A 15,411-nucleotide genomic window follows, 5' to 3' on the forward strand; every position below is an offset into this window, starting at 1 on the left:
AGAATATGGCAAGAGAATACAAAGACGTGGTCGTGGGGCTGGACATCGGCACCGCCAAGGTGATGGCGGTGGTGGCCGAGGTGCTGCCCAATGGCGAACTCAAGCTGGCCGGGCTGGGCGTCGCACCCAGCAATGGCCTCAAGCGCGGCGTGGTGGTGAACATCGACGCCACGGTGCAGAGCATCCAGCAGGCGCTGAAAGAGGCCGAGCTGATGGCTGACTGCAAGATCCAGCGCGTGTACACCGGCATCACCGGCAGCCACATCCGCGGGCTCAATTCGAGCGGCATGGTGGCGGTCAAGGACAAGGAAGTCACCCAGGCCGACGTGGCGCGCGTGGTGGAGACGGCCAAGGCCATCAACATCTCCAGCGACCAGCGCCTGCTGCTGGTGGAGCCGCAGGAATTCGTGATCGACGGGCAGGACGTGAAGGAGCCCATCGGCATGAGCGGCATCCGCCTGGAGGCCAAGATCCACATCGTGACCGGCGCGCAGAGCGCGGCCGAGAACATCATCAAGTGCGTGCGCCGTTGCGGTCTCGAGGTGGAGCAGCTCATGCTGAACCCGCTCGCCTCCAGCCAGGCCGTGCTGACCGACGACGAGCGCGAGCTGGGCGTGGCGGTGGTGGACATCGGTGCGGGCACGACCGACGTGGCGATCTTCACCGGCGGCGCGATCCGCCACACGGCCGTGATCCCGATCGCGGGCGACCTCATCACCAGCGACATCGCCATGGCGCTGCGCACGCCCACCAAGGACGCCGAGGACATCAAGGTCGAAAGCGGCTATGCCAAGCAGTTGCTGGCCGATCCCGAGGCGCAGGTGGAGGTGCCCGGCCTGGGCGACCGCAGCCCGCGCATGCTCAGCAAGCAGGCGCTGGCCGGCGTGATCGAGCCGCGCGTGGAAGAGATCTTCTCGCTCGTGCAGCAGGTCATCCGCGAGTCGGGCTACGAGGAGGTGCTGTCCTCGGGCATCGTGCTCACGGGTGGCAGCGCCATCATGCCGGGCATGGTCGAGCTGGGCGAGGACATCTTTCTGAAGCCTGTGCGCCGGGGCATTCCCAAGTATTCGAGCGCGCTGGCCGACATGATCGCCCAGCCGCGCGCCGCCACCGTCATGGGCCTGCTGGAAGAGGCGCGCCTGGCGCGCCTGCGCGGCTTCAAGGTGGCGCAAAAGAGCGGCTCGGTGAAGACCGCGTTCGGCCGCTTCAAAGATTTCATCGTGGGGAACTTCTGACATGTTGTCCCCTCAGCACTGGCTCGCTCGCGCTGGCCCCGATGCGCTGTTCTGGCAACGATGGCGGGGCACCGGCCCCCCTTTCGTGCCCCGGGCTGCGTCCCACCCGATTCCAACCATCCAGCCGTTTTGGCCCCATGCAATTCACGTGAAAGACTAGGAGCACCCACCATGACCATCGAAATGATCGAAGCCGAAGAATTCAATCAGGGCACCCAGATCAAGGTGATCGGTGTCGGCGGCGGCGGCGGCAATGCCGTCGCCCACATGATCGCGCGCAATGTGCAGGGCGTGGAGTTCGTCTGCGCCAACACCGACGCGCAGGCCCTCACGCGCAGCCCCGCGCACCGCACCATCCAGCTGGGCGGCAGCGGCCTGGGCGCGGGCAGCAAGCCCGACAAGGGCCGCGACGCCGCCGAAGCGGCCGTGGAAGACATCCGCAGCGCCATCACCGGCGCACACATGCTGTTCATCACCGCCGGCATGGGCGGCGGCACGGGCACCGGCGCGGCCCCCGTGATCGCACGCGTGGCCAAGGAGATGGGCATCCTCACCGTGGGCGTGGTCACCAAGCCCTTCGACTGGGAAGGCGGCCGCCGCATGGCCAATGCCGACAACGGCCTGGCCGAGCTGGAAGCCAACGTCGATTCGCTGATCGTCGTGCTCAACGAGAAGCTGCTGGAAGTGCTGGGCGACGACATCACCCAGGACGAGGCCTTCGCGCACGCCAACGACGTGCTCAAGAACGCCGTGGGCGGCATCGCCGAAATCATCAATGAATACGGCCACGTCAACGTCGACTTCGAAGACGTGCGCACCGTGATGGGCGAGCCCGGCAAGGCCATGATGGGCACGGCCACGGCGGCCGGCCCCGACCGCGCCCGCATCGCCGCTGAGCAGGCCGTGGCCTGCCCGCTGCTGGAAGGCATCGACCTGTCGGGCGCCAAGGGCGTGCTGGTGCTGGTGACGGCCGCCAAGGGCAGCCTGAAACTGTCCGAGTCGCGCCTGGCCATGAGCACCATCAATGCCTACGCCTCGCCGGACGCGCACGTGATCTACGGCGCCGCCTACGACGACAGCCTGGGCGAAGAGATCCGCGTGACCGTGGTGGCCACCGGCCTGTCGCGCCAGAACGCACGCCGCCAGCCCATCTCGGTGGTGCAGGGCGGCCTGCGCACCGGTACGGACAACGTGGCCTACCAGATGCCCATGTCCGGCGCGACGCTGGGCGCGGGCCTCGTCGGTGGCGGCACCGCCCAGGCGGACTACGGCAACATGTCGGTGCCCAGCGTGTGGCGCACCAACCGCACGCAGGCGGCCGCCCGCGTGGACGCGCTGTCCTCGGGCGGCATGGACGACCTGGAAATCCCCGCGTTCCTGCGCAAGCAGGCCGACTGACGGGGAAGGCCCTGCGGGCCTTTCTTGTTCACAACACCGCCATGTTCCGCAAGGGGCTGGCGGTTTTTTCTTGCGCGCGTGGGCCTATTGCCCCCATAGCGGCAGCGATGCCCCATGATGGGGCCTCCCCCTCTAAAATCGACCGATGCTCCAGCAACGCACGATCAAGACCCTGACCCGCGCCGTCGGCGTGGGCCTGCACAGCGGCCAGCGCGTCGAATTGACGCTGCGTCCCGCCCAGCCCGACACGGGCATCGTGTTCCGCCGGGTGGACCTGCCCGAGCCGGTGGACATCCCCATCACCGCCATGGCCGTGGTGGACACGCGCATGGCCTCCACCATCGGCGTGGGCGGCGCGAAGGTGCACACGGTCGAGCACCTGATGTCGGCTTGCGCGGGCCTGGGGCTGGACAATCTGTACATCGACATCACCGCCGAAGAGGTGCCCATCCTCGACGGCTCCTCCGCCTCGTTCGTGTTCTTGCTGCAGAGCGCCGGCGTGGAGCTGCAGAAGGCGCCCAAGCGCTTCATCCGCGTGACGCGCCCGGTCGAGGTGCGCGAGGGCACGGGCCCGAGCACGAAGTGGGCGCGGCTCGACCCGTACCACGGCTACAAGCTGCGCTTCGAGATCGACTTCGCCCACCCGGCGGTCGATTCCACCGGACAAAGCGTGGAGTTCGACCTCGGCTCCGGCAACTACACCCGCGACATCGCGCGGGCGCGCACGTTCGGCTTCACCAAGGACGTCGAGATGATGCGCGCCAGCGGCCTGGCGCTGGGTGGCGGGCTGGACAACGCCATCGTCATGGACGACTACAAGGTGCTCAACAGCGACGGCCTGCGCTACGACGACGAGTTCGTGAAGCACAAAATCCTCGATGCCATCGGCGACCTTTACCTCGTCGGCAAGCCACTGCTGGCGGCCTACAGCGCATTCCGCTCGGGCCACGCGATGAACAACCTGCTGCTGCGCGAACTGCTCGCGCAGGAAGACGCCTGGGAAATCGCCACGTTCGACAACGAGCGCCAGGCGCCCGCCGGCTTCGCGCAGCCGGTGGCCGCGTGGTAGGGCGGCGCAGGGGCTGCGCGGCATGCTGATCTTTCGCTGGATCGCCACCCTGCTGCTGCTCATGGCAGCGGTGTCGTTCGCGTTCTACGTGGGCACGGGGCAGGCGCGCTACAAGCGCTGGGGGCTCATCATCCTGAAGTGGACGGTGATCGCCGGCTTCGTGTTCTTCGCCGTGCTCATCCTGGGGCGCATCGCCTGACCGACAGGGAGGGTGGCGGCGGGCGAGGGGGCTGGCCTATACTGGCGCCTGCTCCGGGGTGTGCTGATGCGCTGAGATGCGGGCGGCCTGACGAATGTCAGGCTGGCTTGCGAACCCGACGAACTTGATCCGGTTCATACCGGCGGAAGAAGAGCCGACCTCCCGTGACCGTGCCCGCACCCGCGTGGCACGCACCGCTTCACCAGGCGCCATGCGCCTGCGTTCCAGGCACAGGTCCATTTCCGGAGCAGCCCCACCGCCCCCGGAAACAGGAGACCTGCCCCATGAACGCACCCGAACCCCTCGCCCGCGAAAAATTCGCCGAACTGCTCGCGCTCACCCGCGCGCCCTTTCCCGCATCGCGCAAGGCCTACCTGCCCGGCCACACGCACGCGGACCTGCGCGTGCCGGTGCGCGACATCGCGCTCACCAACGGCGAGCAGGTCAGCGTGTACGACACCTCCGGCCCTTACACCGACCCCGAGGCCGTGATCGACGTGCGCCAGGGCTTGGCCAGCGTGCGCGGCGGCTGGATCGCGGCGCGCGGCGACGTGGAGCACTACGAAGGCCGCCCGCCCGTGGCGCTGGACGATGGCCAAAAGAGCGAGGACGCCGCCCGCCTGGCCCAGCTGCGTGCCGAGGCCGCCGCGCTGCAGCGCCAGCCGCTGCGCGCCAAGAGCGGCGCCAACGTGACGCAGATGCACTATGCGCGCCGCGGCATCGTCACGCCCGAGATGGAATACGTGGCCATCCGCGAGAACGGCCGCCGCGAATGGATGGCGCAGTACATGCAGGATGCGGGCCGCGAGCAGCGCCTGATGGGCAACCCCATGGGCGCGAGCATCCCGAAGATCATCACGCCCGAGTTCGTGCGCGATGAAGTGGCCCGCGGCCGCGCGATCATTCCCGCCAACATCAACCACCCCGAGGTGGAGCCGATGGCGATCGGGCGCAACTTCAAGGTCAAGATCAACGCCAACATCGGCAACTCGGCCGTCACCTCCAGCATCGAGGAAGAAGTGGAGAAGCTGGTGTGGGCCATCCGCTGGGGCGCCGACAACGTGATGGACCTGTCCACCGGCAAGGCCATCCACACCACGCGGGACTGGATCGTGCGCAACTCGCCGGTGCCGATCGGCACGGTGCCCATCTACCAGGCGCTGGAGAAGGTCGGCGGCGTGGCCGAAGACCTGACCTGGGCCATCTTCCGCGACACGCTCATCGAGCAGGCCGAGCAGGGCGTGGACTACTTCACCATCCACGCGGGCGTGCGGCTGGCCTACATCCACCTCACGGCCCAGCGCCGCACCGGCATCGTCTCGCGCGGCGGCTCCATCATGGCCAAGTGGTGCATGGCGCACCACCGGGAGAGCTTCCTGTACGAGCACTTCGAGGACATCTGCGACATCATGAAGGCGTACGACGTGTCGTTCAGCCTGGGCGATGGCCTGCGGCCCGGCTGCGCGTCCGACGCCAACGACGAGGCGCAGTTCGCCGAACTGCACACGCTGGGCGAGCTCACCCAGACCGCCTGGAAGCACGATGTGCAGACCATGATCGAAGGCCCCGGCCACGTGCCCATGCACATGATCCAGGCCAACATGACCGAGCAGCTCAAGACCTGCCACGAAGCGCCGTTCTACACGCTGGGCCCGCTGACCATCGACATCGCTCCGGGCTACGACCACATCGCCAGCGCCATCGGCGCGGCCATGATCGGCTGGATGGGCACGGCCATGCTGTGCTACGTGACGCCCAAGGAGCACCTGGGCCTGCCCGACCGCGACGACGTCAAGCAGGGCATCATCGCCTACAAGATCGCCGCGCACGCCGCCGACGTGGCCAAGGGCCACCCCGGCGCCCGCGCGCGCGACGACGCGCTGAGCCAGGCGCGTTTCGATTTCCGCTGGCAGGACCAGTTCAACCTGGGCCTCGACCCCGAGACGGCCCAGGAATACCACGACGAAACGCTGCCGAAAGACAGCGCCAAGGTCGCCCACTTCTGCTCGATGTGCGGCCCCAAGTTCTGCTCGATGAAGATCACGCAGGAGGTGCGCGAGTTCGCCGCCAAGGGCCTGCAGGAAAAGGCGGTGGAGTTCCGAGGCACGGGCGGCGAGCTGTACGTGCCGATCCAGCCGGTGGGCTGATCATCGCCCTGCATGGGTGCAGGGCACGCCGCCTGGCAAGGCGACGTGCCGCGGCGCGAACTTCAGGCGTGGCCCAGGCGCAGGGCCCGCGCCCCCGGCACCGTTGCCGGCGCGGGCACCGATACGGAAAGGAGGCCCGTCGCCTCGCCCGCCGCCGTGGAGTGCGGCAGCGCGAAGCGGCTGATCACCGCCGACAGGTCGTGGGCCTGCCCGCGCAGGCTTTCCGCCGCGGCGGCGGATTGTTCCACCAGCGCCGCGTTCTGCTGCGTCATCTCGTCCAGTCGCGACATGGCGGCGTGGATGGCCGCGATGTCCTGGTTCTGCGACCGGGTGTGGCTGCGGATCTCGCCCATGGTCTGGGCCGTGTGCTGGATGGTGGAGACCACGCGCTCCATCGTGCGGCCGGCGTGCCCGGCCAGGCTGGCGCCCGAGGCCACCTGCTGCACGGAATCGGCGATCAGCGCCTTGATCTCCTTCGCGGCCTCGGCCGAGCGGTTGGCCAGGCTGCGCACTTCGGACGCCACCACGGCGAAGCCCCGGCCCTGGTCGCCGGCGCGCGCGGCCTCCACGGCGGCGTTCAGCGCCAGGATGTTGGTCTGGAAGGCGATGGAGTCGATCACGCCGGTGATGTCGGCGATGCGGCGCGAGCCTGTGGCGATGCGGTCCATGGTGTCCACGACTTGCGTGACCACGCCGCTGCCTTCCTGCGCCACGCTGGCGGCCTGCGAAGCCAGGGCTTCCGTGCGCTCGGCGGATGCCGCCGCATCCGCCACGCGGCGGGTGACCTGCTCCAGCGAGGCCGCGGTTTCCTGCAGCCGCGCGGCGGCTTCCTCGGTGCGGTTGGACAGGTCGGCGTTGCCGCCCGCGATGTCGGTCGATGCGGCGCTGATGCTCTGCCCCAGGGTCTGCACGCGGTGCACCAGGCTGCGCAGCGCGCCCTGCATCACCGACAGCGAGGTGAGCATGCGGCCGGTCTCGTCGCGTTCGTGGCCGGCGATGTCCTGGCGCAGGTCCAGCCCCGCCACGCGGTCGGCCGTGGCGCTGGCGATGGCGATCGGGCGGGTGATGCTGCGCACCAGCCATAGCGCCAGCAGGGTGCCCAGGGCCAGCGACAGCGCGCCGAAGGCCACCAGCGCCCAGCGCGCCATGCTGCTCAGGCGCGCGACCTGCGCCGCCGCTTCGTCGATGTCCTGCCGCTGCGACTGCGAGAGCGCTTCGAGCGCCTGGAGCAGCGCCGTGGCCGAGGGCAGAAAGCGTTCGCCGTAGACCTTGCGGATGCGCTCGGTGAGGCCCGAATCGCGCGCGGCCACCAGTTCTGTCCGCGCGGCCAGGAAGGTGGCGCCCATGGTGCGCACCTGCGTCACTTGCTGCATGTCCTCGGTGCCTTCGAGCCGCCGGGCCAATTGGGCGACCAGCGCGTCGTACTGCTGCTGGGTGCGGGCGATGTCCGCGCCGAGGATCTCGCCCACCTCGGGTTCGGAACTCAGCGCCACGGCCTTGTAGCGCTCGGCGTTGATGGCCTGCAGCCGGTACGCATCGGCCACCAGGCGCTCTGTCGCGACGCTGCGCTGCACCATGGCGTCCGTGGCGCGGCCGATGTGGTGCAGCGACCAGATGCCGATGGCCGAGCCCACCAGGCTCAGCGCCAGCACGGCGAGAAAGACGGTCAGCAGGCGCTGGCTCAGCGAGCCGGTGCCCGGACGGGCGGCGGTGGAGGCAGGGGAAGCAGTGAAGGGGTGTGCCATGTGGAGTGCAGAGGTGTGGAGGGCGCCAGGGCGGGGCCGGAAGGCGCGGGCCGGCGCATTCGCGATGGGGTGACTGTGCCCTCCATATGTGACAATTTGTTTTCCATCGCACTAGGTGAGGGCATGGCACCGTGCGTTGGCACCTCGGTGAATACCCCGTCGGCTATTGGCAGGGCGCCGCATATAGTGATCGCCCATCCGGCCCACGAGGCCGGTTTTTTTGGTGGCGTGGTTATTGCCAACGCTCAAGTAACATTTTGTAGAGGAGAGCCATGAACGCTCTGGGCCGCCTGTCGATTCGTACCCGCCTGTATTTCGGGACGATCTTTTCCTTGGTGCTCCTCGTCGTCATCGGTGCCATGGGCTATCTGGCCCTGGACCGCACGCGGGACACGTTGCAGGTGCTGTTTTCGCAGCGCGTGCAGACCCTGACCGACATGGCCGAACTGCGCACCACGTTGGGGAATCTGCGCCGGGCCGAGAAGGACATCATCATCAACTTCAACAACTCGGTCGAGGTGTCGGCCCTGCGCGACAGCTGGGGCAAGACGCTCGCCGCGCTGCGCAAGAGCCTGGCCGACGTGCGGCAGGCCCAGGCCGGGGATGCCGCCTTCGTCGAGGGCATCGACAAGTCGCTTGCCGAGATCAAGCAGTACGAGACCGGCATCTCGCCCATCTTCGAGCAGATCGAGCGCGCGCAGATCGACGGGGCTGGGGGCGGCGCCTATGCCGACCGCCTCAAGCAGCACATGGAGGCCACCGACCAGCTGTTCGCCAGCCTGGCCACCACCGCGCGCCAGCAGATGGAGGAGGCGCGCCAGGGCGTGGAAGCGCGCACGGCCTTCATGTCGGCCGCGATCGGCGGCGGGCTCCTGCTGGGGCTGGCGGTGCTCATTCCGTTGACCTTCTTCAGCGTGCGCTCCATCACGCAATCGCTGGCCCAGGCGCGCGATCTGGCCGAGCGCATCGCCAGCGGCGATCTGTCGCACGAGGTGCATGCCACGCAGCAGGACGAGGTGGGCCAGTTGGTGACCGCCATGGGCCGCATGCAGGACTCGCTGCGCGGCCTGGTGCGGCAGGTGCAGGAAGCGTCGGGCAGCATCTCGACGGCCAGCACCGAGATCGCCTCGGGCAACCACGACCTGAGCCAGCGCACCGAGCAGACGGCCGCCAACCTGGAAGAAACCGCGTCGTCCATGGAGCTGCTCACCAGCACCGTGCAGCAGAGCGCGCAGTCCGCGCGCCAGGCGAGCGAATTCGCCACCACCGCGGCCGAGGTGGCCGCGCGCGGCGGCGCCGTGGTGTCGCAGGTGGTCAGCACCATGGGGCAGATCACCGACAGCTCGCGCAAGATCGCCGACATCACCGGCGTGATCGATTCCATCGCCTTCCAGACCAACATCCTGGCGCTGAACGCCGCGGTGGAAGCCGCTCGCGCCGGCGAGCAGGGCCGGGGCTTCGCCGTGGTGGCCAGTGAGGTGCGCAGCCTGGCGCAGCGCAGCGCCGAAGCAGCCAAGGAGATCAAGGGCCTCATCGGCTCGTCGGTGGACCGCGTGGAAGACGGCTCGCGACTGGTGAGCGAGGCCGGGGCGACCATGAACGAGATCGTGGGCAGCGTGCGCCGGGTGTCGGACATCATTTCCGAGATCACGGCCGCGTCGTCCGAGCAAAGCGACAACATCGGGCAGATCAGCCAGTCGGTGAGCCAGCTCGACCAGATGACGCAGCAGAACGCCGCGCTGGTGGAGGAGTCCACCGCCGCATCGGAATCGTTGCGCGACCAGGCCAACCAGCTCACCCAGGCCGTGAGCCAGTTCAAGCTGAGCGATGCCGCCGAAACCGCCCCGGCGGGCCGGATCGCCGCGCGTGCCCCTGCCCACCCTGCCAGCGGGTTGCCGCCCGCTGTGGCGCAAGCCAAGGCGCTGCAGCTGCGCTGAGTGCCGTCGATGGGGGCGGGGCAGGCTAGTGCCCTGCGCCGCCTGCCCATTCAAGCCGTGCATGCCTCTGCGGATGCATTTCGTTGCCGGTGTGCAGCGTGTGCAAACCTGTGGCAACCGCGGGAAAACCTCCGGTAAAGCAGGGCCGCCCCGGGACCGGGCCCCGGCAAATTGCGGCACCATGCGGGCATGTTCAACCTTTTCGAAAGGCTGGAAATGTCGCGAGACGCTTCGACCCTGCATTCCTTCCCCGGCCGCGCTGCCGCCGCGGGAACCCCCATCACCGTTTCGACCGCTCCCATGCCCCGCCGCCTGCAGGGCCTGGCCGCCGCGTGCGTGGCCGTCCTTCTGGGCGCGGCATCGCTGGGCGCCGAAGCCCAGCCGCGCGACGACCGGTACGAGCAGCGCCATGGCCAGCGCCACGGCGGCCGGCACGACGACCGGGGCCGCGACGACGGGCGCCATGGCGACCGCCGGCACGACGACCGCCGTGGCCCGCCGGCCTACCGCCACCCGGGCCCGCCGCCGCAGGCCTACCACGGCGGCCCGGTGTACCGGCCCGGACCGCCGATGGTGCACCCCGGCCATCCGCAGATGCACGGCCGGCGCGGCGTCGGCCCGCAGCACAACTGGTACCGCGGCAGCCGCGTGCCGCCCATGTACCGCTCGCACCATTACGTGGTGAACAACTGGCGCCACCACCATCTGGCTCCGCCGCCGCGGGGATACCACTGGGTGCAGAACGGGCCGGACTACCTGCTCATCGCCATCGGCACTGGGGTGATCGCGCAGATCGTCTTCCAGTAGGCCGCCGGCCTGCCCTTTGGCCGAGGGGCCCGATGCCGGCGCACCCCGCCGGTCAGTAGCTGCGGCCGCCCTTGTACATGGCGTGCTGGCGCCGGTTGAGCGTGGCTGCCTCGCCCAGGCGCGCCATGGCCGCCCCCGCATGCGCGTGGGTGATGGCCATGCCCAGCGCATCGGCCGCGTCGGAGCCGGGCAGGCCCGGCAGGTGCAGCAGCCGCCGCACCATCTCCTGCACCTGGGTCTTGGCGGCCCGGCCGTGGCCGACCACGGCCTTCTTCATCTGCAGCGCGGTGTACTCGGCCACCGGCAGGTCGCTGGCCACCAGCGCGGTGATGCAGGCGCCCCGTGCCTGGCCCAGCAGCAGGGTGGACTGGGGGTTCACGTTCACGAAGACGATTTCCACCGTGGCCACGTCGGGCTGGTAGCGCGCCACCACTTCGGTGATGCCGTCGAACAGCACCTTGAGCCGGCCCGGCAGGTTGCCCAGTGCGAGCGCCGTGGTGCGGATCGTTCCGCTGGCCACGTAGCTCAGCGCGTGGCCGTCCACATCCACCACGCCGAAGCCGGTGGTCTGCAGGCCGGGGTCGATTCCCAGGATTCGCATGTGCTCACTTATTCATAGCATCGAGGGCAATAAGTTCTAGGGCATGAGGCCGATTTCGCCTACAAGCCGAAGTACCAGCGCACGGAGTGGAAGAACACCGGCGCCGCAAAGCACAGCGCGTCCACCCGGTCCAGCAGCCCACCCGCGCCCGTGACCGACTGGCCCTGCATGCCCCAGCTGGTGATGCCACGGTCGCGCTTGAGCGCCTTCATCACCAGGTGGCCCAGGCTGCCCGCCAGGCACGCCAGCAGGGCCATGCCCAGCGCCTGCCCCGGCTTGAACGGCGTGATGAACGACAGCATGACCCCGGCCACGCCGCCCACCGCCACGCCGCTGGCCCAGCTCAGCCACTGAAAGCTCTGGCTCACCTGCGGCGCCACCGGCTTGTGGGGGAACCGGCGGCCCAGCAGGTGCTGGGCGATCACGCCGGCCTGCACGACCACGACCAGGAAGAACACCAGGAAAGCGCCCTTGCCCTCGTAACCCGGAAAGTCGAGCAGCAGCAGCGCGGGCACATGGCTCATGCCGTACACGCACACCATGATCCCCCACTGCAGCTTGGCGTTGCGCTCCAGGAAGCGCTCGGGGTCGTTGGCGAGCGCGCTGGCCACCGGCAGCGCCAGAAAGACGTACACCGGGATGAACACCGTGAACAGGTCGAACTTGCGCGTGCCCACGAGGATGAACTGCAGCGGCAGCACCACGAAGAAGGCCAGCACCAGGCTGCGGTGGTCGCCCCGGCGCGTGGGCGAGAGCGTGATGAATTCGCGCAGGGCGAAGAACGCCACGATGGCGAAGAGCACGGTGGCCACGGTATCGCCCAGGGCCCAGCCCACCCAGAACACGGTGGCCATGAACCACGAGGTCTTGAGCAGGCTCCAGAAGCGCCGCCATTCCTGCTGATGCGCCTCGTGCTCGGCCTGGTCCTGCACGCCGGTGCCGCGCGCCTCGCGCAGGGTCTGGAAGAAGGCGTAGAGGGTGACCAGCGAGAGCAGGCCAAACATCGCGACGAAGAGCGCGCCGATCTGCTGCGTGGTGGTGAGGTTGCGAAGGAAGTCGTTCATGTCAGACCTCCCGCAGGGCGATGACGGCGCGGCGCGCGCGGTCCAGGAAGGGGCGGCGCTCCTCGCCGGGCTCGACCTGGATCGGGGCGCCGAAGGTCACCGAGCACAGGATGGGCACGGGCACCACTTCGCCCTTGGGCATCACGCGCTGCACGTTGTGGATCCAGGCCGGCACCAGCACCGCCTGCGGGAACATCAGCGCCAGCTTGTACAGGCCCGACTTGAAGGGCTGGGGCTCGTCGCCGTGGCCGCGCGTGCCCTCGGGAAAGATCACGATCGAATCGCCGCTGGACAGCGCCTGCACCAGCGGGGCCAGCGGGTCGTCGGGCGCGAGCGCTGCGCGCAAGGCCTCGGGAGTCGGCGGCGCGGATTCGGCGGCCGCGTCATGGGCTGCCGGGACCGGAGCTTCCACCGACGATCCGCTCTGCGGAATGTAGGCCGGATTCAGGGCGGCTTGGCCGTCCGCCGGGGCCGTTTCGGCGCCGGGCGCCGCCGCTGGCGCCGCCGCTGGCGCCGCCGCTGGCGCCGCGGCAGGTGTGCCCGACTGGCGGTCCACGTACACGGCGTTGAACACCGCCGAGGTGATCCAGTGCCGAAAGGGCGTCTTGGTCCAGTAGTCCTTGGCGGCGATGGGGCGGGTGATGCTGCGCAGCTCCTGCGGCAGCGCGGCCCAGATCATCACCAGGTCGGCGTGGCTCTGGTGGTTGGCGAAATAGATGCGTTGCTCGGCCTTGGGCGGGCAGCCGTACCAGCGGGCCTGGGAACCGGTGAGAAATCGCACCAGCCCGAGGAGGAAAAGGCTCATCAACTTGGAAAGCATGGCGGCGATGATACGGGGGCGTGGCAAAGGGGCCGCGCCGGCCTGCACCGTGGGCCGGCGAGCCCCCTGCCACGGGCCGGCCGCGCACCGGGAAGATTCGTTCTGCGAAGTGGAATTTTCCAAGTTCGCGCTTCCCTTTCGCGAGGCCACTTCTAGACTGTCCGTACCGCTTCACCGCGGCGATTCCGCTAAAAAAGCAGGGAGTTTCTCCATGAACGTTTCGACCACACGCCGCCAGGCCCTGGTTCTGGGTGCCTCGGGCGCCTTGCCCATGCTGGCGAGGGCGCAGGCCGGCGCCGACTTTCCCACCCACCCCGTGCGCCTGATCGTGCCGTTCGCGCCGGGCGGCTCGACCGACATCCTCGGACGGCTGCTGTCCAAGCACCTGTTCCCCGCCAGCGGCCAGCCGATGGTGGTGGAAAACATGGCCGGCGCGGGCGGCAACCTGGGCGCCGCGCTGGTGGCCCGGTCCCCGGCCGACGGCTACACCCTCGAGATCGGCGCCATGTCCACGCATGCCATGAACGGCAGCCTGTACAAGCAGTTGGCGTTCGATCCGATGAACGATTTCGACACCGTGGCCATGCTGGCCTACGCGATCAACGTCATCGCCGTCTCGCCCAGCGTGCCGGCGCGCACCTTCCCCGAACTGCTGGCCTACATCCGCGCCAACCCGGGCAAGCTCAACTACGCCTCGGGCGGCATCGGCACCCACAACCACCTCACGCTCGCGCTGCTGGCCAAGACGGCGCAACTGGACATCGTGCACGTGCCCTACAAGGGCGGCGGCCCGGCCGTCGCCGCGTTGCTGCAGGGCGAATGCCAGATGTTCGCGGGCGGCGCCTCGTTGCTGCTGCCGCATGCGCAGGCCGGCAAGGTGCGCCTGATCGCCGTCACCGAAAAGACCCGCTCCGACCTGCTGCCCGACGTGCCCAGCGCGGCCGAGACGCTCAAGGGCTTCGAGGTCACCAACTGGTACGGCGTGTTCGCGCCCAAGGGGCTGGACGTGGCGCGCCGCGCCCTCATCAACCACGAGATCAACCGGGTGACCGGCCTGCCCGAGGTCGCCGAGCGGCTCAAGGGCCTGGGCATGGTGCGGGCGCCCGTGGACCCGGTTCAATTGCGCGAGATCCTGCAGGCTGACTACCGGCTGTGGTCTTCCACCATCAAGTCGCTGGGAATTTCCTCCGAATGAACGCCCCACACCCCCTGCCCATGGCGCTGAACAGCGTCGATTGGAATGCCATGGAATGGAAGCCCGTGCGCCACGGCATCGAGCGCAAGGCGTTCGGCAGCGAGCACGTCACGCTCGCGCTGCACCGGCTGCTGCCGGGGCACGAGCCGCGCCCGCATTCCCATCCCCATGAGCAGGTGGTGTACATCCTGGCGGGCCAGATCGACTTCTACGTGGAAGGCCAGGTGGTGCGCCTGGGCCCGGGAAGCCTGCTGGTGGTGCCTCCCAACGCCATGCACCACGGCATCGTGGTGGGCGACGAGCCGGTGCTCAATCTCGACGTCTTCACCCCCGCGCGCCCGGAATACCTGGCATGACGGCGGCCCGCCCCGGCGCCGCCGATGAGGCCCCGTCCCTGCGCGAGCGGCTGGTGGCGGGCGATTTCCTGTTCGCCACGTTCGTGAAGACCACCTCGCACCAGACGGTGGAGGTGCTCGCCGCGACGGGCCTGGACACCCTGGTGCTCGACGCCGAGCATGCGCCCTTCGGGCCGGAGAGCCTGGACCGCAGCCTGCTCGCGGCACGCGCGTGCGCCCTGCCGGTGCTGGTGCGCGTGCCCTATCCGCGCGGCGCGGCCATCCAGCAGGCGCTCGACATGGGCGCGGCCGGGGTGATGGTGCCGCACGTGGACTCTGCCGCCATCGCGCTCGAAGTCGTGCGTGCGGCGCGCTACGGCGGCACCCGGGGCTATTCCGCCTCGCCGCGCGCCGGCGGCTACGGGCAGCGGAGCATGGCCGACCACCTGCGGCTGAGCGATGCGCACACCGCGGTGATCGTGCAGATCGAAAGCGGCGAGGCCGTGGCGCAGGCGCGGGAGATCGCGGCCGTGCCGGGCGTCGACTGCCTGTTCATCGGGCCGGCCGACCTGGCCGTGTCCCTGGGGGCCGACGGCCCGGGCGACCCGCGCGTGGCCGAGGCCATCGCCCGGGTGTGCGCCGCCGGGCGTGCCGCGCAGTGCGCCGTGGGGTGCTTCGTGTCCGATGCCGCGCAGGTGGCCGGCCTGCGGGCGCTGGGCATCGCTTTCTTCGTCGTGGGCTCCGACCAGGCGCTTTTGCGCGCTGCGGCACGGCAGGCCATGGCGGGCGCGCTGGAATCCATCGCCGCCTGACTCCCTGGTACTACATATTGCGCGGGGTGTATGGCGTGCGCCATACT

14 protein-coding genes and 1 riboswitch are annotated in these 15,411 nt (G+C 69.3%); of the genes, 10 read left to right on the forward strand and 4 right to left on the reverse strand.

Annotated elements, in window-relative coordinates; translation table 11 throughout:
- Positions 1-5: 5 nt before the first annotated feature.
- The 5 genes from ftsA (at position 6) to thiC (ending at position 6,048) form a co-directional block, all read left to right on the forward strand.
- Positions 6-1,235, forward strand: a complete 1,230-nt coding sequence (gene ftsA, locus AVAK2825_RS00365; protein WP_092741824.1) for a cell division protein FtsA — start codon at positions 6-8, stop codon at positions 1,233-1,235.
- 171 nt (positions 1,236-1,406) lie between these two features.
- The gene (ftsZ, locus tag AVAK2825_RS00370) at positions 1,407-2,633 is read left to right on the forward strand and encodes a cell division protein FtsZ (RefSeq protein ID WP_272567219.1); all 1,227 of its coding nucleotides are present in this window, start codon (positions 1,407-1,409) and stop codon (positions 2,631-2,633) included.
- 145 nt (positions 2,634-2,778) lie between these two features.
- On the forward strand, positions 2,779-3,702 hold the full coding sequence (lpxC, locus tag AVAK2825_RS00375) for a UDP-3-O-acyl-N-acetylglucosamine deacetylase (protein WP_272567220.1): 924 nt from the start codon (positions 2,779-2,781) through the stop codon (positions 3,700-3,702).
- Between the two features lie 22 nt (positions 3,703-3,724).
- Complete coding sequence (locus AVAK2825_RS00380; protein ID WP_272567221.1) at positions 3,725-3,901, forward strand: hypothetical protein; 177 nt, start codon at positions 3,725-3,727, stop codon at positions 3,899-3,901.
- 44 nt (positions 3,902-3,945) lie between these two features.
- Positions 3,946-4,069: riboswitch (TPP riboswitch) on the forward strand.
- A gap of 116 nt (positions 4,070-4,185) precedes the next feature.
- On the forward strand, positions 4,186-6,048 hold the full coding sequence (gene thiC / locus AVAK2825_RS00385; protein WP_284393048.1) for a phosphomethylpyrimidine synthase ThiC: 1,863 nt from the start codon (positions 4,186-4,188) through the stop codon (positions 6,046-6,048).
- 62 nt (positions 6,049-6,110) lie between these two features.
- On the opposite strand, the gene AVAK2825_RS00390 is transcribed toward thiC, so the two are convergent.
- Positions 6,111-7,793: a methyl-accepting chemotaxis protein gene (locus AVAK2825_RS00390; RefSeq protein ID WP_284393050.1), complete on the reverse strand. Its 1,683-nt coding sequence runs from the start codon at positions 7,791-7,793 to the stop codon at positions 6,111-6,113.
- A 272-nt stretch (positions 7,794-8,065) separates the two neighbouring features.
- Between AVAK2825_RS00390 and AVAK2825_RS00395 the strand changes: the two genes are divergently transcribed.
- Both AVAK2825_RS00395 and AVAK2825_RS00400 read left to right on the forward strand, forming a co-directional pair.
- A complete protein-coding gene (locus AVAK2825_RS00395) occupies positions 8,066-9,730 on the forward strand; it encodes a methyl-accepting chemotaxis protein (RefSeq protein WP_284393052.1) in 1,665 nt (554 codons plus the stop codon).
- Between the two features lie 300 nt (positions 9,731-10,030).
- On the forward strand, positions 10,031-10,537 hold the full coding sequence (locus AVAK2825_RS00400) for an RcnB family protein (RefSeq protein WP_284393054.1): 507 nt from the start codon (positions 10,031-10,033) through the stop codon (positions 10,535-10,537).
- 52 nt (positions 10,538-10,589) lie between these two features.
- Here AVAK2825_RS00400 and ruvC read toward each other — a convergent pair whose 3' ends face one another.
- The 3 genes from ruvC to AVAK2825_RS00415 are packed head-to-tail and all read right to left on the reverse strand — an operon-like array spanning position 10,590 to position 13,022.
- Positions 10,590-11,138, reverse strand: a complete 549-nt coding sequence (gene ruvC / locus AVAK2825_RS00405; protein ID WP_272567228.1) for a crossover junction endodeoxyribonuclease RuvC — start codon at positions 11,136-11,138, stop codon at positions 10,590-10,592.
- Between the two features lie 59 nt (positions 11,139-11,197).
- Positions 11,198-12,202 (reverse strand): phosphatidate cytidylyltransferase, encoded by a 1,005-nt coding sequence (locus AVAK2825_RS00410; RefSeq protein WP_272567229.1) that lies wholly within the window; start codon positions 12,200-12,202, stop codon positions 11,198-11,200.
- Between the two features lies 1 nt (position 12,203).
- The gene (locus AVAK2825_RS00415; protein ID WP_284393060.1) at positions 12,204-13,022 is read right to left on the reverse strand and encodes a lysophospholipid acyltransferase family protein; all 819 of its coding nucleotides are present in this window, start codon (positions 13,020-13,022) and stop codon (positions 12,204-12,206) included.
- 211 nt (positions 13,023-13,233) lie between these two features.
- Between AVAK2825_RS00415 and AVAK2825_RS00420 the strand changes: the two genes are divergently transcribed.
- From AVAK2825_RS00420 to AVAK2825_RS00430, 3 genes are read left to right on the forward strand one after another with little or no spacing between them, the layout of a single operon-like run.
- Positions 13,234-14,217, forward strand: a complete 984-nt coding sequence (locus tag AVAK2825_RS00420) for a Bug family tripartite tricarboxylate transporter substrate binding protein (protein WP_272567231.1) — start codon at positions 13,234-13,236, stop codon at positions 14,215-14,217.
- Positions 14,214-14,573 (forward strand): cupin domain-containing protein, encoded by a 360-nt coding sequence (locus AVAK2825_RS00425; protein WP_272567232.1) that lies wholly within the window; start codon positions 14,214-14,216, stop codon positions 14,571-14,573. Before AVAK2825_RS00420 ends, AVAK2825_RS00425 begins: the two co-directional genes overlap by 4 nt.
- Complete coding sequence (locus tag AVAK2825_RS00430) at positions 14,570-15,364, forward strand: HpcH/HpaI aldolase family protein (RefSeq protein WP_284393066.1); 795 nt, start codon at positions 14,570-14,572, stop codon at positions 15,362-15,364. Before AVAK2825_RS00425 ends, AVAK2825_RS00430 begins: the two co-directional genes overlap by 4 nt.
- Positions 15,365-15,411: the final 47 nt, after the last annotated feature.

The organism is Acidovorax sp. SUPP2825, from assembly GCF_030158995.1.
Classification (GTDB): domain Bacteria; phylum Pseudomonadota; class Gammaproteobacteria; order Burkholderiales; family Burkholderiaceae_C; genus Paracidovorax.

Bases quoted from the DNA above. Each gene is read 5' to 3' on its own strand.
- AVAK2825_RS00420 (WP_272567231.1), top strand. From the start codon at position 13,234: ATGAACGTTTCGACCACACGCCGCCAGGCCCTGGTTCTGGGTGCCTCG.
- AVAK2825_RS00400 (WP_284393054.1), top strand. From the start codon at position 10,031: ATGCCCCGCCGCCTGCAGGGCCTGGCCGCCGCGTGCGTGGCCGTCCTT.
- AVAK2825_RS00415 (WP_284393060.1), bottom strand. From the start codon at position 13,022: ATGCTTTCCAAGTTGATGAGCCTTTTCCTCCTCGGGCTGGTGCGATTT.
- lpxC (WP_272567220.1), top strand. From the start codon at position 2,779: ATGCTCCAGCAACGCACGATCAAGACCCTGACCCGCGCCGTCGGCGTG.
- AVAK2825_RS00380 (WP_272567221.1), top strand. From the start codon at position 3,725: ATGCTGATCTTTCGCTGGATCGCCACCCTGCTGCTGCTCATGGCAGCG.
- ruvC (WP_272567228.1), bottom strand. From the start codon at position 11,138: ATGCGAATCCTGGGAATCGACCCCGGCCTGCAGACCACCGGCTTCGGC.
- ftsZ (WP_272567219.1), top strand. From the start codon at position 1,407: ATGACCATCGAAATGATCGAAGCCGAAGAATTCAATCAGGGCACCCAG.
- AVAK2825_RS00425 (WP_272567232.1), top strand. From the start codon at position 14,214: ATGAACGCCCCACACCCCCTGCCCATGGCGCTGAACAGCGTCGATTGG.
- AVAK2825_RS00395 (WP_284393052.1), top strand. From the start codon at position 8,066: ATGAACGCTCTGGGCCGCCTGTCGATTCGTACCCGCCTGTATTTCGGG.
- AVAK2825_RS00390 (WP_284393050.1), bottom strand. From the start codon at position 7,793: ATGGCACACCCCTTCACTGCTTCCCCTGCCTCCACCGCCGCCCGTCCG.
- AVAK2825_RS00410 (WP_272567229.1), bottom strand. From the start codon at position 12,202: ATGAACGACTTCCTTCGCAACCTCACCACCACGCAGCAGATCGGCGCG.
- thiC (WP_284393048.1), top strand. From the start codon at position 4,186: ATGAACGCACCCGAACCCCTCGCCCGCGAAAAATTCGCCGAACTGCTC.
- AVAK2825_RS00430 (WP_284393066.1), top strand. From the start codon at position 14,570: ATGACGGCGGCCCGCCCCGGCGCCGCCGATGAGGCCCCGTCCCTGCGC.
- ftsA (WP_092741824.1), top strand. From the start codon at position 6: ATGGCAAGAGAATACAAAGACGTGGTCGTGGGGCTGGACATCGGCACC.